General features: G+C 70.8%; 13 protein-coding genes and 2 pseudogenes. 14 read left to right on the forward strand and 1 reads right to left on the reverse strand.

The features are described 5' to 3' along the window. Positions 1 to 146 precede the first annotated feature (146 nt). The 10 genes and pseudogenes from ptsP to MKK49_RS21495 all read left to right on the forward strand — a co-directional run. Complete coding sequence (gene ptsP / locus MKK49_RS21450) at positions 147 to 2,687, forward strand: phosphoenolpyruvate--protein phosphotransferase (RefSeq protein WP_244031910.1); 2,541 nt, start codon at positions 147 to 149, stop codon at positions 2,685 to 2,687. Next, positions 2,684 to 3,634 carry a 1-phosphofructokinase gene (gene pfkB, locus MKK49_RS21455; RefSeq protein ID WP_244031912.1) on the forward strand — a complete coding sequence of 317 codons (951 nt, stop codon included), beginning with the start codon at positions 2,684 to 2,686 and terminating at the stop codon, positions 3,632 to 3,634. Before ptsP ends, pfkB begins: the two co-directional genes overlap by 4 nt. Before the next feature lie 37 nt (positions 3,635 to 3,671). Then, positions 3,672 to 5,393 carry a fructose-specific PTS transporter subunit EIIC gene (locus MKK49_RS21460; protein ID WP_244031913.1) on the forward strand — a complete coding sequence of 574 codons (1,722 nt, stop codon included), beginning with the start codon at positions 3,672 to 3,674 and terminating at the stop codon, positions 5,391 to 5,393. A 70-nt stretch (positions 5,394 to 5,463) separates the two neighbouring features. Continuing rightward, positions 5,464 to 6,960: a carbohydrate porin gene (locus tag MKK49_RS21465; protein WP_244031914.1), complete on the forward strand. Its 1,497-nt coding sequence runs from the start codon at positions 5,464 to 5,466 to the stop codon at positions 6,958 to 6,960. A 143-nt stretch (positions 6,961 to 7,103) separates the two neighbouring features. After that, positions 7,104 to 7,991, forward strand: coding sequence for an STAS domain-containing protein (locus MKK49_RS21470; RefSeq protein WP_244031915.1), 888 nt, complete (start codon positions 7,104 to 7,106; stop codon positions 7,989 to 7,991). Between the two features lie 5 nt (positions 7,992 to 7,996). Next, positions 7,997 to 8,395: an STAS domain-containing protein gene (locus MKK49_RS21475; protein ID WP_244031916.1), complete on the forward strand. Its 399-nt coding sequence runs from the start codon at positions 7,997 to 7,999 to the stop codon at positions 8,393 to 8,395. Next, a complete protein-coding gene (locus MKK49_RS21480; RefSeq protein WP_244031917.1) occupies positions 8,376 to 8,780 on the forward strand; it encodes an anti-sigma regulatory factor in 405 nt (134 codons plus the stop codon). The genes MKK49_RS21475 and MKK49_RS21480 overlap by 20 nt, the downstream gene beginning before the upstream one ends. 2 nt (positions 8,781 to 8,782) lie before the next feature. Then, on the forward strand, positions 8,783 to 9,775 hold the full coding sequence (locus MKK49_RS21485; protein WP_244031918.1) for a SpoIIE family protein phosphatase: 993 nt from the start codon (positions 8,783 to 8,785) through the stop codon (positions 9,773 to 9,775). 17 nt (positions 9,776 to 9,792) lie between these two features. Further along, a pseudogene (locus tag MKK49_RS21490) lies at positions 9,793 to 10,149 on the forward strand (anti-sigma regulatory factor); the annotation flags it as partial. Positions 10,150 to 10,515: 366 nt separating this feature from the next. Continuing rightward, a pseudogene (locus MKK49_RS21495) lies at positions 10,516 to 11,670 on the forward strand (ATP-binding protein); the annotation flags it as partial. A gap of 94 nt (positions 11,671 to 11,764) precedes the next feature. Here MKK49_RS21495 and ybaL read toward each other — a convergent pair. Beyond that, positions 11,765 to 13,585, reverse strand: coding sequence for a YbaL family putative K(+) efflux transporter (gene ybaL, locus MKK49_RS21500; RefSeq protein ID WP_244031919.1), 1,821 nt, complete (start codon positions 13,583 to 13,585; stop codon positions 11,765 to 11,767). A 319-nt stretch (positions 13,586 to 13,904) separates the two neighbouring features. Between ybaL and MKK49_RS21505 the strand changes: the two genes are divergently transcribed. The 4 genes from MKK49_RS21505 to polA all read left to right on the forward strand — a co-directional run bounded on the left by MKK49_RS21505 (position 13,905) and on the right by polA (position 18,888). After that, the gene (locus tag MKK49_RS21505) at positions 13,905 to 15,086 is read left to right on the forward strand and encodes a YihY/virulence factor BrkB family protein (RefSeq protein ID WP_244031920.1); all 1,182 of its coding nucleotides are present in this window, start codon (positions 13,905 to 13,907) and stop codon (positions 15,084 to 15,086) included. Between the two features lie 78 nt (positions 15,087 to 15,164). Continuing rightward, positions 15,165 to 15,428 (forward strand): nucleotidyltransferase family protein, encoded by a 264-nt coding sequence (locus tag MKK49_RS21510; protein ID WP_244031921.1) that lies wholly within the window; start codon positions 15,165 to 15,167, stop codon positions 15,426 to 15,428. Then, the gene (locus MKK49_RS21515) at positions 15,418 to 15,762 is read left to right on the forward strand and encodes a DUF86 domain-containing protein (RefSeq protein ID WP_244031922.1); all 345 of its coding nucleotides are present in this window, start codon (positions 15,418 to 15,420) and stop codon (positions 15,760 to 15,762) included. Before MKK49_RS21510 ends, MKK49_RS21515 begins: the two co-directional genes overlap by 11 nt. A gap of 48 nt (positions 15,763 to 15,810) precedes the next feature. Continuing rightward, on the forward strand, positions 15,811 to 18,888 hold the full coding sequence (polA, locus tag MKK49_RS21520) for a DNA polymerase I (RefSeq protein ID WP_244031923.1): 3,078 nt from the start codon (positions 15,811 to 15,813) through the stop codon (positions 18,886 to 18,888). Positions 18,889 to 19,145: the final 257 nt, after the last annotated feature.

Below are 19,145 nucleotides of genomic sequence, written 5' to 3' on the forward strand. Positions count from 1 at the left end.
GAAACGTTTGCATTGTCATGCCACCGTTCTGGCATCCTCAGCCCTATCCGGCAACAAATTTCAGAAATTTGCCCGGGGACACGTTGACACGATTTATGAAAACGTTTTCATTGTCTGTAACAAATTCATAACGGGAGGAGCACGCCATGCTCGCACCGAGCCCCCAGCCGACACCGCGCCTGCTCGTGCGCACCGCCGCCACGCCGGTCGACAAGGCCGCCGCCATCCGCGAGGCGGCGCAGCTCCTGATCGCCGCCGGCTGCATCGAGGCCGCCTACGAGGGCAGCATGCTGCGCCGCGAGGGGGTGGCGAACACCTATCTCGGCCACGGCGTCGTCATCCCCCACGGCATGGTCGACGACCGCCACATGGTGCGCGAGAGCGGCATCGCCGTGCTGCAGGTGCCCGCCGGCATCGCGTGGCACGACGGCCAGACAGCGCATCTCGTCGTCGCCATCGCGGCCCAGTCCGACACTCACATCACGGTGCTGCGCCGGCTCACCCGCCTGATCCAGGACGAGGCCCGCCTCGCGATCCTGCGCACCACCGACCGGCCCGAGGACATCGCTGCCGCCTTGACGGAGGACACGGCCGCCCCCGGCGCTTCTGGGCCGGCCACGGACCTGCGCCAGCGCTTCGACTGGATTGTGGATTACCCCACAGGCCTCCACGCCCGGCCGGCCTCGCACTGGGTCGACGTCGCCCGCGCCTGCCCGGCCCGCATCCAGGTGCGCCACGGCGCCGAGGTGGCCGACGCCAAGAACCTCATCGCCCTGCTCCAGCTCGGCCTGCGCTGCGGCGACGCGGTGACGATCTCGGCGGAGGGCGACGACGAGGCCGGGGCGCTGGCCCGGATCTGTGCGGCCGTGACCGCGCTCAGCGCCGGCGAGAAGGCTGCGGCGAAGGCGGCCTCCGAGGCCGCCGCCAAGGCGTCCGCCCCCGTGGCCGGCTGGAACCCCGCCGACGGCCCCCGGGTGATCCCGGCCATCGGCGCCAGCCCCGGTATCGCCATCGGGCCGATCCACGTCCTCGCCTCGGCCGAGATCGCCGTGCCCGATAGCCCTGAGCCCCTCACCAGCGGCGGCGACCGCCTGCACGCGGCGCTCCGCGCTACCGCCGGCCAGCTGAAGGCGCTGGCCGACAGCACCGAGCGCCGCCTCGGCAAGGCCGATGCCGGGATCTTCAAGGCGCAGGGCGATCTCATCGCCGACACCGACCTCATCACGCTCGCCTGCCAGCTCATGGTGGAGGGCCACGGCGTCGCCTTCGCCTGGAACCGGGCCGTGGAGCGGATGGCGGGCCGGCTCTCGGCGCTGGGTAACCCGGTCCTCGCCGCCCGCGCGGCGGATCTCCGCGATGTCGGCCGCCGGGTGCTGGCGCAGATCGACCCGTCCCTGAAGAGCGGCCACGATCTGCCGGACGTGCCCTGCATCCTCGTCGCGCCCGACCTCGCCCCCTCCGACACCGCCGGCCTCGACCCCGCCCGCGTCATCGGGCTCGCTACCGCCCAGGGCGGCCCGACCTCGCACACGGCGATCCTGGCCCGAACCCTCGGCATTCCCGCCATCGTCGCGGGCGGCGCCGGCCTGCTGGCGCTCGCCAACCACGCCACCGCGATCCTCGACGGCACCACCGGCCGGCTCTACCTCGACCCGTCCGAGGCCGACCTCGCCTCGGCCCGGGCCTGGCGGGCGGCGCAGGCCGAGATCCAGGCCGCCGAGGCCCGCGAGCGCGCGCTCCCGGCCGAGACCCGCGACGGCCACCGGGTCGCCATCGGCGCCAACGTCAACAACCCCGAGCAGGTCTCGCTCGCCCTCGACCAGGGCGCCGAGGGCGTCGGCCTCATGCGCACGGAATTCCTGTTCCTCGAGCGCGGCGACACGCCCAGCGAGGACGATCAGTACGCCACCTATTCGGCCATGCTGGCGGCCCTCGCCGGGCGCCCCCTCATCGTCCGCACCCTCGACATCGGCGGCGACAAGCAGGTGGCGCACCTCCACCTGCCCAAGGAGGAGAACCCCTTCCTCGGCGTGCGCGGCGCCCGCCTGCTCCTGCGCCGGCCCGACCTGATGGAGCCGCAGCTGCGCGCCCTCTACCGGGCGGCGAAGGACCACGTGCCGGCCGGCGCCCCGACCGGCAAGGACGCGCCGCTCTCCATCATGATGCCGATGATCACTTCGGTGCCGGAGGTCCTGGCTTTGCGCACCGTGTGCGAGCAGATTCGGGAAAAGATCGGTGCGCCGCCGGTGCCGCTCGGCATCATGATCGAGGTGCCGGCCGCCGCGATCCAGGCCGATGCCCTGGCCCGCCACTGCGATTTTTTCTCCATCGGCACCAACGACCTGACGCAGTACGCGCTGGCCATCGACCGGCAGAACACCGAGATGGCGCCCGAGGCCGACAGCCTGCACCCGGCGGTCCTGCGGCTCATCCGCATGACCTGCGAGGGGGCCGCCCGGCACGGCCGCTTCGTCGGCGTCTGCGGCGGCATCGCCGGCGATCCGTTCGGGGCGAGCCTGCTCGCGGGCCTCGGCGTCCACGAACTGTCGATGACGCCGCGCGACCTGCCCGCCGTCAAGGCGCGCCTGCGCGCGTCCGACATCGCCGAACTCCGGGAACTCGCCGAGCGCGCCTGCGCCCAGGAGGACGCAGCCGGCGTGCGCGCCCTCGATGGAGCCTGGGCATGAGCGCGCCCCTCCTCACCCTGACCCTCAATCCGGCCATCGACCAGACCGTCACCCTGGAGCACCTCGCCCCCGGCGCGGTCCACCGGGCCCTCGCCTCGCGCTCGGATGCCGGCGGAAAGGGCGTCAACGTCGCCGGCTGCCTCGCCGACTGGGGCCTGCCCGTGGCGGTCACCGGCGTGCTCGGCGCCGACAACGCCGCGCCCTTCGCCGCCCTGTTCCAGGCCAAGGGCATCGCGGACCGCTTCATCCGCGTCGCCGGCCTGACCCGCACCAACCTCAAGCTCCTCGACCGGCATTCGGGCGACACCACCGACGTGAACTTGGCCGGTCTCACCGTGACGCAGGGCGTGTTCGAGGCCGCCCGCGCCCGTCTCCTCGACGGGGCCGGGCCGGGCCGGCTCGTGGTGCTCGCCGGCAGCCTGCCGGGGGGGCTTTCCCCCGACACCTATGCGGATCTCACCCGTCGCCTGAAATCACGCGGCGCCCGCTTGGTCCTCGATGCGTCGGGTCCCGCGCTCAGCGCCGCCCTCGCGGCCGGGCCGGACGCCCTGCCGGAGGTGGTGAAACCCAACCGCCACGAGCTGGAGGAATGGGCCGGCCGGTCGCTCCCGACCTTGGCCGAGGTTCACGCGGCGGCCCTGGATCTTCACGCGCGCGGCATTCCCCTGGTGGTGGTTTCCCTCGGATCGGAGGGCGCGCTGTTTCTCACGGCCGAGGCCGCGCTCCACGCCCATCCGCCGGCCATCGACGTCGCCAGCACCGTCGGCGCGGGAGACGCCCTGGTGGCCGGCCTCGTCGCCGGGCTCCACGCCGGGGCGGACCTCGCGGACACCGCCCGCCTGGCCCTGGCTTTTGCGGCCGGCAAGCTGACGCTCGCCGGAGCGAATCTCCCCGCGCGCGCGGAGGTCGAGCGGCTCGCCGCCGCCGTCCGCATCACGCACCTCTGACTGCACCCCACCCCCACGAGACAGCGAGGCTAAGACGATGGCGCATCTGTTGGCGGTGGTGGGCGGGGGCGACCTTTCCACCCATGCGGTCCTGGCCATGGAAGCCCTGCGCAAGGCGGCGCTCGGGCGAAACCAGCGCCTCGACCTCGAATTGCGGCCCGGCGGCAACCCGTTGTCGGAGGCCGCGATCGCCGAGGCCGACACCGTGCTGCTGGTGGGCTCGGGCGACCTCGCCGAGGGGCGGTTCTCTGCGTTGAAGCGGGCCAGGGTCGCCATCGCGGACGTGCTCACCGACGTCCACGCCGTGCTCGACCGGGCGCTGGCCGGCGGCGCCCCGGCGCCGGCGGCCGCGCCGTCCGGCGTGCGGACCCGCATCGTCGCCATCACCTCCTGCCCGACCGGCATCGCCCACACCTTCATGGCGGCCGAGGGCATCCAGGCGGCGGGCAAGGCGCTGGGCTACGATGTCCGGGTCGAGACCCAAGGCTCGGTGGGCGCGCGCGACGCCCTCACGGTTGCCGAGATCGCGGCGGCCGACATCGTCCTCATCGCCGCCGATACCGGCGTCGACCGGGCGCGCTTCGCCGGAAAACGCCTCTACGCCACCACCACCAAGGCGGCGATCCGCGACGGCAAGGGTCTTCTGGCCACGGCGCTCGCCGAGGCGCAGCTCCAGCCCGCCACCGAAGGCGCCGCCCCGGCTGAGTCCGACGAGCCCGCCCGGCCGGCGGCGGCGGAGAAGCAGGCCGGCGCCTACAAGCACCTCATGACCGGCGTCTCGTTCATGCTGCCCTTCGTGGTGGCGGGCGGCTTGCTCATCGCCCTGTCCTTCGCGCTCGGCGGCATCGACGCCATGGCACCGGGCAATTCCGGAACCCTGGCCTATGCGCTGGGCGAGATCGGCGCCAAGGCGGCGTTCCTGCTCATCGTCCCGGCGCTCGCCGGCTACATCGCCTACTCGATCGCGGACCGGCCCGGCATCGCGCCCGGCATGATCGGCGGCATGCTCGCCACCAACCTCCAGGCCGGGTTTTTGGGTGGGATCGCCGCTGGCTTCATCGCCGGCTACACGGCGCGGTTCCTGAACCGGCACATCCGCCTGCAGCGCAACCTGGAAGGGCTGAAGCCCGTCCTGATCCTGCCCCTGCTCGCCACCCTCGTGACCGGTCTCGCGATGATCTACGTCGTCGGCGTGCCCGTGGCGGCGGTTCTCGCCGGGCTCACGGGCTGGCTCAAGGGTATGCAGGGGGCGAGCGCCCTGGTGCTCGGCCTCGTGCTCGGCGGCATGATGGCCGTCGACATGGGCGGGCCCATCAACAAGGCCGCCTACGCCTCGGCCGCCGCCCTCCTGTCCTCGGGCGTCGATGCCCCCATGGCGGCGGTGATGCTCGGCGGGATGACGCCGCCGCTCGGCATCGCGCTCGCCACCCACCTGTTCCCCGGGCGCTTCACGGCGCCCGAGCGCGAGGCCGGCGGCGCGGCGGCGGTGCTGGGCGCCGCCTTCATCACCGAGGGCGCCATCCCCTTCGCCGCCGCCGATCCCCTGCGGGTGATCCCCGCCATGGTCGCCGGCTCGGGCGTCGCGGGCGCCATCGCCCTGACCCAGGGCGTCGCCCTCAAGGTGCCCCATGGCGGCCTGTTCGTCCTGCCGATTCCGAATGCCGTGACCAACGTCACCGGCGCGGTGATCGCGCTGGTGGCCGGTACCCTCGTCACCGCCCTCGCCGTCGGGCTTTTGAAGAAGATCCGCGCGGCCTGACGCACCGGCCGATCCGGCATCAAGACCGGAGGCAGGACTACCAGCGACGAACGATTCAGGGGGGAAGGACATGAAAGCGGGATGGATCGGCCTCGCCGGGCTGGCACTCGGGCTCGGAACCGCGCAGGCGCAAGGTGCGCCGCCCGATCCGGCCATGGCCGCCGGCGTCGCGGTGCCGGCCACCGTCCAGCGCCCGGCCCTGCGGCGGGCCAATCTCCGGCGCCCTGCCCGTCCGCCGAACGGCCAGGGCTTCGGCGGCGCCGACAGCGCGGCGGAGGCCGCCGACACCCTCGGCCAAAGCGCGACGCCGCCCGCCATCGCGCCGGGCGTGTTCGACCTCGGCAACGGGCTGAGTGTCCTGATGAACTACACCGGACAGGCGGCGGCCAACCCCATCGGCGGCATCCGCCAGGGCTCGGCCTATGCGGGCCAGCTGTTCTTCGGCCTCGACGGCGACCTCGACCGTATCGCCGGCATCCAGGGCGGCGCGTTCCACGTGGCGGTGACCAACCGCCACGGCCGCAACCTCGCCGACGACCGCATCGGCAACAACACCTCGGTGCAGGAGATCTTCGGCGGCGGCCAGACCACGCGCCTGACGCTGCTCTCCTATCAGCAGAAGCTCTTCGATGACCGGGTCGACCTCGAGGTCGGACGGCTGGTGGCCAACATCGCCTTCCTCAACTCGCCGCTCTACTGCAATTTCCAGTCGAACTCCGCCTGCGGCAACCCGACCTTCGTGTTCAAGACCTCGAACTTCACCTTCTGGCCGGTGTCGAGCTGGGGCGCGCATGCCAAGGCGTGGCTCACCGACAAGATCTTCTTCCACGCGGGCATCTACGAGGTGAATCCCCGCCACCAGCAGCCGGGCGACAACGGCCTCGACTTCGCGACGAAGGGCGCCACCGGCGCGATCGTGCCGTTCGAGCTCGGCTACTCCACCACCTTCGCCAACGATGGGCTGCCGCGAAACTACGGCCTCGGCGGCTACGTCGACCGTTCGGACTATGCCGACCCGGTTCTCGACGCCACGGGCCGCGCGTCGCTGTTCTCGGGGGCCGGCGCAGCCACGCGCTTCGGGCGCTCCGGGATCTACGCCCGGTTCGACCAGATGGTATGGCGGCCCGATCCCACGGCGCCGCAGGGCCTGAGCGTGTTCGGCGTCGCCATGAAGGGCACGTCGGGCCGCCAGATCGAGGATTACTTCCTGGAACTCGGCGCCGTGCAGACCGGGACCTTCGCCGGCCGGCCCTACGACACCGTCGGTTTCGTCATCAACACCCAGAAGTTCTCGTCGCTCGGCCTCGCCAACATCCGCCTCGCCCGCGCGGCCCAGGGGCTCGGCAGCGGCGACGTGCCGACCCATCAGGTGATGATGGAGCTGAACTACGGCATCCAGCTCACGCCCGCGATCCGCCTGACGCCGAACCTCCAGGTCATCCTCAACCCCGACCAGACCCGGTTCCCCCTCCGGCCCCGGAACATTCCCGATGCCGTCGTAGTCGGCGCCAAGCTCTCCGTCGATCTCTTCACCCTGGCGGGCCTCGCGCGCGGCCCGGGACAGTAGAACAGGGCCAGGATCCACGACGCCATCGAGAAAGATGACACAGGGTTGAAGGCGTACCGGCGTCGGAGGCTTGGCGGCTCAACCATTCTATGACCATGTGCGCGGATCGAGGATGCGCATCCTCCTGCATGGAGACGGGCTGAATGGCGATCGACGGGACCCAGGTTCTGGTCCGGACCGTGACCGACGACGAGGCCGCGATCCTCGAATCCTGGCTCACCCTCCTGAAATCGGGCGGTTCACTCCAGACGGGGCGCATCCGCGAGGTCGAACTCCAGGCCCAGGCCCGCACGGTGTTCGGCCAGTTGCGCGACGCCCTCGCCTCGGGCGAGAGCGACGGGCACGCCGCCTCCTACGAGGCCCTGCGCGAGACCCTCGCCGAGATTTCCCGCTCGCGGGCGATCCAGGGCTTCACGCCCACCGACACGGCGAACTTCGTGTTCTCCCTGAAGGAGCCGATCTTCACCGCCCTCAACAAGGCCAGCGGGACCGATTTGGCGGCGCTGACCGCCGGCACCCAGACGGCCAGCCGCCTCCTCGACGGCCTCGGCCTGCACACCATGGAGGTGTTCCAGACCAGCCGCGAGGAGGTCATCGGCCGCCAGAGCCAGGAGATCGCCGAGCTCTCGACCCCCGTGGTCCAGCTCTGGGACGGCATCCTCGCCCTGCCGCTCATCGGCACCCTCGACAGCGCCCGCACGGGCGTCGTCATGGAGAACCTGCTCCAGGCCATCGTCGACGAGGAGGCGGAGATCGCCATCATCGACATCACCGGCGTGCCCACCGTCGACACCCTGGTGGCCCAGCACCTCCTCAAGGCCATCGCCGCCGCCCGCCTCATGGGGGCCGACTGCATCATCTCCGGCATCCGCCCGCAGATCGCCCAGACCATGGTGCATCTCGGCGTCGAGCTGAACGTCGTCTCGAAGGCGACGCTGGCCGACGCCTTCGCCCTGGCGCTCCGCCGCACCGGCCGCACCGTCGTGCGCCGCGCCGCGCCCGCGCCCATCACGCTCGACGAGCGTCGCTAGAGCCCATGGACCGCATTCCGATCCTCAAGCTCGGTGGCGCGCTCATCGTCACCATCCAGGTCGACATGCACGACCGCCTCGCCATGGCCCTCGAGGAGGACCTGACGAACCGGATCGTCTCGACGGGCGCGCGCGGCGTGCTCATCGAGATTTCGGCCCTGGAGATCGTCGACTCGTTCATCGGACGCATGCTCGACAACATCGCGGCCATCTCCCGGGTGCTCGACGCCGAGACCGTGGTGGTGGGCATGCGCCCGGCGGTGGCGATCACCCTGGTCGAACTCGGCCTGACTCTCACGGGGATCAAGACGGCCCTGAACGTCGAGCGCGGCATGGCCCTGATCCAGGCCCGCCTCGACGAGGACGGCGACCTCGGGAACGCGCGTGCCACCTCCGAAGAGTGATGTCCTCCCGATCCGCTCCGGCGACGACGTGGTCCGTGTCCGTCAGGCGACGCGCGCCCGCGCCATCGAGATCGGCCTGAGCCTCGTCGACCAGACCAAGATCATCACCGCCGCGAGCGAACTCGCCCGCAACACCCTCGATTACGGCGGCGGCGGCGAGGTCGCCATCGAGGTGGTGCAGGCGGGCGCCCGCCGCGGCGTGCGCCTGGCCTTCCAGGACAAGGGACCGGGCATCCCCGACATCGCGAAGGCGCTCACCGACCACTACACCACCGGCGGGGGCCTCGGCCTCGGCCTCGGCGGAGCCAAACGCCTGTCCAACGAGTTCCACATCGAATCGACGCCCGGCGTCGGCACCCGCGTGGTCATCGCGCGCTGGAAGTGAGCATGATTTCCGTTGTCGTCACCGAGGCGAGCCAGGTCGCCGACGCGCGCCGGCGCGCCGTCGCCCTGGGCCAAGCCCTCGATTTCGGCGAGACCGCGAGCGGGCGCCTCGCCATCGTGGTGACCGAACTCGCCACCAACCTCGTCAAGTACGGGAGCCCCGGTGAGATCCTGCTCGGGACCTTCCAGGACGAGATCGGCACCGGCGTCGAGGTGATCGCCCTCGACAAGGGACCGGGATTCGCCAACCTCGACGAGGCCCTGCGCGACGGGCATTCCACCGGCGGCAGCGCCGGCACCGGCCTCGGCGCCGTGCGGCGCCAGTCGCAGGCCTTCGACATCGCCGCCTGGCCCGGGCGGGGCGCGGCCATCGTCGCGCGCCTCCACGCGGAGGCCGCCGCCGCGCCCGTCCCGCCGTCCCACGGCGCCGTCGGCGTGCCCCTGCGCGGCGAGGAGGTGAACGGCGATGCCCATTGCTTCCTGCAGCACGGGTTCGGCTGGACCCTCCTCGTCGCCGACGGCCTCGGGCACGGCCCGCAGGCGGCCCAGGCCTCCACGGAGGCCGTGCGCCTGTTCCGGAACAGTCCCCTGGCCGCGCCGGGCGAGATCCTCTCCACCGTCCATGCGGGCCTGCGCCATACACGGGGCGGGGCGGTGACGGTCGCCCGCTACGAGCCCGACCGGGGCGTGGTGACGGTGGCCGGCATCGGCAACGTGGCGGGCGCGGTGGTGGGGGGCGGCACGATCCGGCGCACGGTGTCGCTGGCCGGTACCGCCGGGCACGTCGCCCGCCGCATCCAGGAGTTCGAGTATCCGTTCCTGGCCGACGACCTGTTCGTGCTGTGCTCGGACGGCCTCGTCACGGGCTGGTCCCTCGACGCCTATCCGGGGCTCGTCGGCGCGCATCCGAGCCTCATCGCCGGCATCCTCTACCGCGACTTCGCGCGGGGGCGGGACGATGCCACCGTCGTGGTGGCGCGGGGCGCCGCGCCATGAGGCTCGCCCTCGTCTCGATGCGCATCGAGAGGGAGGACGACGTCACCGCCGTGCGCCAGCGGGCGCGCCACCTGTCCGAGCATCTCGGCTTCGGCGTGCAGGACCAGACCCGCATCGCCACGGCCGTGTCGGAGATCGCCCGCAACGCCTACGGCTACGCCAAGGGCGGCCGGGTCGAGTTCGGCCTCGACGGCCCCGAGGGGGGCCAATCCCTCGTGGTGCGCGTCGCCGACCAGGGGCCGGGCATCGCCGACCCGGACGCCATCCTGGAGGGCCGCTACCGCTCGCGCACGGGCCTCGGCCTCGGCCTCATCGGCGCGCGCCGGCTCATGGACCGGTTCGACCTCGAAACCGAGCCGGGCCGCGGCACCCGCGTCACCCTCGGCAAGCGCCTGCCCCCGGACGCGCCGAACCTCACCGCGCCGCAGGCGGCGGCCATGGTCGAGGCCGTCGTCCGCGCCCAACCCGACGATCCCCACGCCGCCCTGCGCGAGCAGAATCAGGCCCTCCTGCGCAGCCTCGCCGAGATCGCCGAGCGCGAGGAGGAGGCCCAGCGCCTCAACGCCGAACTCGCCGAGACCAACCGGGGCGTGGTCGCCCTCTACGCCGAACTCGAGGCCCAGGCCGGCCAGCTGCGCGAGGCCGGCGCCACCCTGGAGGCGCAGGTCGCCGCCCGCACGGCGGAACTGGCGCAAGCCAATGCCCGCCTGCGCGCCGAGGCCGTCGAGCGCGAGCGGATGGAGGAGGACCTGCGCCAGTCGCAGAAGATGGAGGCGGTGGGCCAGCTCACCGGCGGCATCGCCCACGACTTCAACAACCTGCTCACCGGCATCGTCGGCTCCCTCGACCTGATGCAGAGCCGGATGGCGCAGGGACGCCACGAGAACCTTCAGCGCTACATCGAGGCCGCCATGAGTTCGGCCAACCGGGCGGCGGCCCTGACCCATCGCCTCCTCGCCTTCGCCCGGCGCCAGCCCCTCGATCCGCGCGCCACGGACGCCAACGCCCTCATCGTCGGCATGTCCGACCTCCTGCGCCGGACCATCAGCGAATCCATCGACCTGCGCATCGAGACCGAGCCCGGCTTGTGGCCGACCCTGTGCGATCCGAACCAGCTCGAGAACGCGATCCTCAACCTCGCCATCAACGCCCGCGACGCCATGCCGGACGGCGGCACCCTGTCCATTCGCACGGGCAACGCGCATTGGGACGAGGCCGAATCCGGCAAGCCCGGCGATCTGTCCGAGTACGTCCGCATCCGTGTGGTCGATACCGGGACCGGCATGACGCCGGAGGTGATCGCCCGGGCCTTCGACCCGTTCTTCACGACGAAACCCCTGGGCCAGGGCACGGGGCTGGGGCTGTCGATGATCTACGGGTTCGCCCGCCAGTCCGACGGCCATACCCGCATCGAGAGCGTGGTCGGGCAGGGCACGGCCATCACCCTCTACCTGCCGCGCCATCGGGGTGAGCTCGACGAGACCGTCCCGGACGCGTCGATGGCGGCGCGGCCGCGCGGCGACGGGCAGACCGTGATGGTGGTCGAGGACGAGCCCGTGGTGCGCGACGTCATCATGGAGGTGCTGCACGATCTCGGCTACCGGGCGATCCAGGCCGTGGACGGCCCCTCGGGCCTGCGCGCCCTGGCGGCGGCGGACCGCATCGATCTCCTCGTCACCGATGTCGGCCTGCCGGGTCTCAACGGGCGCCAGCTCGCCGATCAGGCGCGCCTGACCCGGCCCGACCTCAAGGTCCTGTTCATCACCGGATACGCCGAGAGCGCCGCCGCGACGGCGGGCTTCCTCGAACCCGGCATGGCGATGATCACCAAGCCGTTCTCGGTGGACACCCTGATGACCCGTATCCAGGCAATGATCCGCGATTCCATCGTGTGATCCAGCAAGCCCGCGCGGCGTCTGCGCGAAGTCCAAACCCGCCATCCCGAAGGGATCGACTGGATTCGGCCCTCGGATTTGGTACCAGACGGCATCACCCCTCCGCCGCATCCTCCTTGTGCGGGCGCAGCTCCGGCACGCCGTGGTCGATCCCGGCCTCGGCGGGGGCCGAGCGGCTCTCGACACGGGTGCTGTCCACGAAGATGCGGGCGTCGCCCTCCTTCAGGCCGAGGCTGCGCAGGGCGTAGAGGGTCATCCCGAAGGCTAGTTCGCGTTCGGCCATGAGCACGAGGCCCACCCCCTGCTCCTCGAAGTGGCGCCGCTCCGTATCGCTGTGGGTGCGCACCAGGGTGTCGATCCCCGGGCTCATCTCGCGGGCGAGCTCGACGAGGCGGCGGGCCGTGTGCGGCTCGGGCGTCGCGATGACGATGATCCGCGCCGCCTCGATATCGGCGGCGTGCAGGATGCCGGGCGCCGTCGCGTCGCCGAACACCGCCTCGATGCCGTCCTTGCGCAGGTCCAGCACCCGGCGGCGGTCGCGGTCGATCACGATGTAGGGCAGGTCCCACGCGGCGAAGGCCTTGCCGATGGTACTGCCGACCCGGCCGTAGCCGACGACGATGGCGTGGCCGCGCTTCGGGGGGGCCTCCATCTTGGCGGCGAGCGCGTCCACGCCCCGCCGCTCGAAGCGGGCGGCGAGGGTCGGGCGGGCGGCCACCGACCGCCCGATCCAGTCCGTCAGGGCGAAGAACAGCGGGTTGAGGGTGATGGACAGGATCGCACCGCCGAGGATGAGGTCGCGCCCCTCCGTCGGCAGGAGCTTCAGCGACAGGCCGAGGCTGACGAGGATGAACGAGAACTCGCCGATCTGGGCCAGGCTCGCCGCGATGGTGAGCGCCGTGCCGAGCGGGTGCCGGAACGCCAGCACGATGGCCACCGCCGCCAGCGATTTGCCCACCAGGATCACGCCGAGCACCGCCAGCACCGAGAGCGGCTCGCGGATGAGGATGCCGGGGTCGAACAGCATGCCGACGGAGACGAAGAACAGCACCGCGAAGGCGTCCTGCAGGGGCAGGGAATCGGCCGCCGCCTGATGGCTGAGGTCGGATTCGGCCAGCACCATGCCGGCGAAGAAGGCGCCCAGCGCGAACGAGACCCCGAACAGCTCCGCCGAGCCGAAGGCGATGCCGAGCGCCAGCGCCAGGACCGCGAGGGTGAACAGTTCGCGCGAACCCGTGCGCGCCGCCTGGTCGAGGAGCCAGGGCACGACGCGGCGGCCGCCCACCAGCATCACCACGGCGAAGACCGCGACCTTGGCGAGCGTCAGCGCGAGGGTGAGCCAGATATTGCCCTCGCCCGCGTGATGCGCCACGCCGTCCCCGACGCCGCCGAGCGACGGGGCGAGGGCGGGCAGCAGCACCAGGGCGAGCACCATGGCGAGGTCCTCGACGATGAGCCAGCCGACCGCGATGCGGCCCTTGTCGCTGTCGAGCAGGCGCCGTTCCTCGAGGGCGCGCAGCAGCACCACGGTGCTCGCCACCGACAGGGCGAGGCCGAAGACGAGGCCGGCGCCGACGCCCCAGCCCCAGGCCCAGGCGAGGCCGCCGCCCATGGCGGTGGCCGCCGCGATCTGCACGATGGCGCCCGGCAGGGCGATGGTGCGCACCGCCATCAGGTCCTTGATGGAGAAGTGCAGGCCGACGCCGAACATCAGCAGGATCACGCCGATCTCGGCGAGCTGGCCGGCGAGTTGGCCGTTGCCGACGAAGCCCGGTGTGTAGGGGCCGACGAGGACGCCGGCCATGAGGTAGCCGACGAGGGGCGGCAGGCGCAGGCGCTGCGCCGCCATCCCGCAGACGAAGGCGAGCACGAGGCCTAGGGCGATGATGGCGATCAGCTCGGTCGCGTGCGGCACGGGTGAAGGCTCTCCTGTCGATGGGATCGGGCTGCCGGTCGCACCCTCGGCATGCTGGTGCCCTTGCTGATGCCCTTGGGTCCTGTTGCCCCTTGGCGCGTGTCGCCTGCAGGGGCAAGCGCTGTTCCAGGCTCCTACCGGCGCGGCGTGCGGAAATCCGTGCCGTCGGGCACTCCGGCGGGCGCTTTGGGAGGACCTCGGGCGTCCCGTCCGCGAGACTGCATCTTGAATTCACGGTCGCGTGAAACTTCCGTGACTCCGGTGCTGTTGTCGAGAGGAAACGTGCCGGCCCCGGGCCGGTGCCCGGAAGGACACAGGCATGGCCGAACGCGAAAACGTCCAGGGCTCCGCCGGCGTGGGCTCGAGCGGCCCGACGATGGTCTGGACCCTGGCCCTGGCGACGGCCCTCGTCGGCCTCGTGGTGCTGCCGCGCCGGAACGCTTCGCAGGGGCCGGCGACGGAACGCGCGGGCCGGAAAGGTTCGGCCCTGCCGGGAGACCCGACCCGCGAGCCCTCGCCCTCCCACGCGGGCGGCGACGCCAGGGCGGTCGCCCGCGCCGAGCCGGAGCGCGGACGGCAGGCGGCCAAGCCCTCCGAGATCCCCGCCAAGGGCTGGAAGGATATCGGCCTGCGGGTGTTCCACGACATCTCCGAGAACGCCATCGTCTCGGTGGCGGCGGGCGTGACCTTCTACGTGCTGCTGGCGATCTTCCCGGCGGTGGCGGCGCTGGTCTCCTGCTACGGCCTGTTCGCCGATGTCGCCACCATCAACGACCATCTCCAGAACCTGCAGGGTATCGTGCCGTCGGGCGCCCTCGACATCATCGGCGATCAGGTCAAGCGCATCGCCCAGAAGGGCGACACCACCCTCGGCCTCACCTTCTTCACCGGCATCGCCCTGTCGCTGTGGAGCGCCAATGGCGGCATGAAGGCGGTCTTCGCCGCCCTCAACGTCGTCTACGAGGAGCGCGAGACCCGCAACTTTTTCTGGCTCAACCTGCGCTCGCTGGCCTTCACCGCCGGCGCCCTGCTGTTCGTGGTCCTGGCGCTGGTGGGCATCGTCGTCGTCCCGGCGGTGATCGGCATCGTCGGCTTGAGCAGCGAGGCCTGGTACATCGCCCTCCTGCGCTGGCCGGTGCTGCTCCTCGCGGTGCTGGGCGGCCTCGCGCTGCTCTACCGCTACGGCCCGAGCCGCGACGCCCCGCGCTGGCGCTGGGTGACCTGGGGCAGCGCCATCGCGGGCGTCGCCTGGCTCGCCACGTCGCTCGGCTTCTCGTGGTACGTGGCCAATTTCGGCAAGTACAACGAGACATACGGGTCGCTCGGCGCCGCCATCGGCTTCATGACCTGGATCTGGATCTCCACCACCATCGTGCTCGTGGGCGCCGAGATCAACGCCGAGATGGAGCACCAGACCGAGGTCGACACCACCGTCGGGGCGGAACAGCCGCTGGGCACCCGGGATGCGCGGATGGCCGACACGGTGGGGGCGGCGCGGTGAACGGGAGCCCTTCAGCTCAGTCCTGATTTCGGGTAGGGATGCTGCATGAATCGAAGCACGGCCCTTGAGATTCTTCGCATGCACGAGGCCGAGTTGCGTGAACGGGGCGTCCTGCACGCCGCCCTCTTCGGCTCCGTCGCACGTGGCGAGGAGCATGCTGCGAGCGATCTCGATGTGCTGATCGACATCGATGAGACCACCATTCGGGACATCTACGGTTACGTCGGCGTGGTCGGGTTCATCGCGGATCTTTTCCCCGTCGCGGTGGATGTTGCAACGCGCTCGATGCTGAGGCCTCACGTGCGGCCCGGAGCCGAGCGCGACGCGATCCATGCTTTCTGAGCGTGGACGTCGCGCCCTCCTCGGCATCATCGAGAATGTCGAAGCGGCTCAGGAATTCACCGCAGACCTGAGCTTCGAAGACTTTGCCGAGAACCGGCTCAGACTTTACGGCGTGACGCGCTGCCTGGAGATCATCTCGGAGGCGAGCCGGCGCGTCGATGAAGAGACCCAAATTCGAAACGCCCATATCCCATGGCGCCAGATTGCGGATTCAGGGAACGTCTACCGGCATCGATACGAGAGTGTCTCGGCAAGGCTCGTATGGGGGACCGTACACGAGGCATTGCCAGTGCTTCTCGCCGTATGCCGGAATGAACTTCAAGCCGACGAATGATCTCCGTGGCGGCCTCGCCTTTTTCTTTCTCCTTCCATTGATTGATCGATGACCGCTGCCTCTTCCGAAAAGCCCGTCGGCCCCGGCGATCAGATCATCCTCGTCGATGGCTCGTCGTTCATTTTTCGCGCGTATTTCCAGTCGATCAACCAGGACCAGAAGTACAACACCCGCCCGTCCGACGGCCTGCCCACGGGGGCCGTGCGGCTGTTCTGCACCAAGATCGCCCAGTTCGTGCAGGAGGGGGCGGCGGGCGTGATGCCGACGCATCTCGCCATCGTGTTCGACAAGTCGGAAGGGTCGTTCCGCAAGGAACTCTACCCCGACTACAAGGGCCATCGCCCGGACGCGCCCGACGACCTCAAGCGGCAGATGCCGCTCATGCGCGATGCCGTGCGCGCCTTCGGCCTCCAGCCCATCGAGCTCATCCGCTACGAGGCCGACGATCTCATCGCCACCTATTCGCGCCAGGCCGAGGCGCGGGGGGCGGGCGTCATCATCGTCTCGTCCGACAAGGACTTGATGCAGCTCGTCGGGCCCCTGGTGCGGTTCTACGACTTCGAGTCCGGCGTGAAGGGCAAGCCCGGCCACCGCCCTGAGCGCAACCTCGACCGCGACGCCATCATCGCCAAGTGGGAGGGTCTGGCGCCGGAGCAGATCGGCGATGCCCTCGCGCTCATCGGCGACACCTCCGACAACGTGCCGGGCGTGCCGGGCATCGGCCTGAAGACGGCGGCCGCCCTCATCAAGGAATACGGCAGCCTCGACGCCCTGCTGGAGCGGGCGGGCGAGATCAAGCAGCCCAAGCGCCGCGAGACCCTGCTCGCCAGCATCGACCAGGCCCGGCTCTCGCGAAAACTCGTGGCGCTGGAGGAGAACGTGCCGGTGCCCGTGCCGCTGGACGACCTGCGCCTGCCCAAACCCGATCCCCAGAAGCTCGTCGGCTTCCTGAAAGCCATGGAGTTCAACACCCTGACGCGGCGCATCGCCGCGATGCTGCACGTCGACCCCGAGGCGGTGCAGCCCGATCCGGCCCTGTTGCCCCAGCGCGCCGAGGCCGAGGATGCGCCGTTCGCGACCCAGGCCCTCGGCGACCCCGTGCCGCTGCCTCCCGGGGCCGGGCCTGAGGTCGATCCCTTCGACGATCTCGACCTGCCCGATGTCGCGCCCAAACCCCGCCGGTCGTCGGAGGCGACGCCGGCCGACCTCGTGGGCGCGCGCGCGACCGAATCCGTCAAGCCGTTCGACACGGCGGCCTACGAGACCATCGGGCTCGTCGAGCAGCTCGACGCCTGGATCGCGGAAGCCGAGGAGGCGGGCGTGGTCGCCGTCGACACGGAGACCGACGCCCTCGACGCCATCAATTCCAACCTCGTCGGCATCTCGCTCTGCGTCGCGCCGGGGCGCGCCGCCTACATCCCGCTCCGGCACCTCGACCCCGTGAAGGCCAGCGAGGGCGACCTGTTCGGCGACGCCAAGGCCGCCACCGACGTGTTCCAGCCGGCCGCCGGCCAGATCGATCTCAAGGTGGTGATCGCCCGCCTGAAGCCGCTCCTCGAGAATCCGGGCGTGCTCAAGGTCGGCCAGAACCTCAAATACGATCTGTCCGTGCTCACCCGCTACGGCATCGACGTGGCGCCGTTCGACGACACCATGCTGATCTCCTACGTGCTCGATGCCGGCAAGGGCGGGCACGGCATGGACGAACTCGCCCGCCGGCACCTCGGCCACCAGCCCATCACCTTCGCGGACGTGGCCGGGACCGGCAAGGCCAAGACCACCTTCGACCGGGTGCCGCTGGACCGGGCCACGGCCTACGCGGCCGAGGATGCCGACGTCACCCTGCGCCTGTGGCGGATGATGAAGCCGCGCCTCGTCGCCGAGCGCCGCGTCACCGTCTACGAGACCCTGGAGCGCCCCCTGGTGTCGGTGGTGGCCCGCATGGAAGCGCAGGGCATCCGCGTCGACCGCAACATGCTGAGCCGCCTGTCCGGCGATTTCTCGCAGATCCTCGTGCGTCTCGAAGAGGAGATCCAGGAGGACGCCGGCGAAAAATTCCAGGTGTCCTCGCCAAAGCAGATCGGCGACATCCTATTCGGCAAGATGGGCCTGCCCGGCGCCAAGAAGACGCCGAACGGCCAATGGGCGACGCCCGCGACCCTGCTTGAGGAACTGGCCCAGGCCGGCCACGAACTCCCGAAGAAGATCCTGGAATGGCGCCAGCTCGCCAAGCTGAAATCCACCTACACGGATTCGCTGCAGCAGCACGCCGACCGGGAGACCGACCGGGTCCACACCTCGTTCTCGCTCGCCGCCACCACCACGGGCCGGCTGTCGTCGTCGGACCCGAACCTGCAGAACATTCCGATCCGCACGGAAGAGGGCCGGCGCATCCGCCGCGCCTTCGTGGCGGCCGAGGGCAACCGCCTGATCTCGGCCGATTACAGCCAGATCGAGCTGCGGCTCCTCGCCCACATCGCCGACATCCCGCAGCTGCGCCAGGCCTTCGCGGACGGCATCGACATCCATGCGGCCACCGCCAGCGCCATGTTCGGCGTGCCGCTCTCGGAGATGACGCCGGACCTGCGGCGCCGCGCCAAGACCATCAACTTCGGCATCATCTACGGCATCTCGGCCTTCGGTCTCGCCGACCGCCTCGGCATCGGCCGCGAGGAGGCCTCCGCCTTCATCAAGCAGTATTTCGAGCGCTTCCCCGGTATCCGCGCCTATATCGACGACACCAAGCGCCTGTGCCGCGATCTCGGCTACGTCACCACCCTGTTCGGCCGGGTGTGCCACTACCCCCAGATCCGCTCGAACAATCCCAACGAGCGGGCGAGCGTCGAGCGCCAAGCCATCAACGCCCCGATCCAGGGCTCGGCGGCCGACATCATCCGCCGGGCGATGATCCGCATGGAGGACGCGCTGAAGGCCGAGAAGCTCAACGTGCGCATGCTGCTGCAGGTGCACGACGAGCTCGTGTTCGAGGCGCCGGAGGACGAGGTCGAGAAGGCCCTGCCGGTGATCTCGCGGATCATGGTCGAGGCACCGGCGCCGGCTTTGACGCTCCGAGTGCCTCTGGTGGTGGAGGCGCGGGCGGCGTTGAACTGGGAGGAGGCGCACTGAGACTGCGCAACCGGCCCTCGGATATCCGGTTCGCGCCGATCAGAAGGCGCGTTCCGTGACGGGTCGCCACCGGAGGAGGCGGCAGAGGGCCCATGGCCGACCGCGCCGCGTGCATTGCGCATCTGCAATGGCGCGTGATGGAGCGTGTTCGCGCAAGGTAAAGCTTGGTGCGCTGCAGCACAGCCATGCATCCCAGGCCGGAACACCCCCGTTAAGAAAGCGTTGCCGGCGGACGACACGTTCCATCACCACAAGCG

It is taken from the genome of Methylobacterium sp. J-090 (assembly GCF_022829345.1).
In the GTDB taxonomy this organism is placed as follows: Bacteria; Pseudomonadota; Alphaproteobacteria; order Rhizobiales; family Beijerinckiaceae; genus Methylobacterium.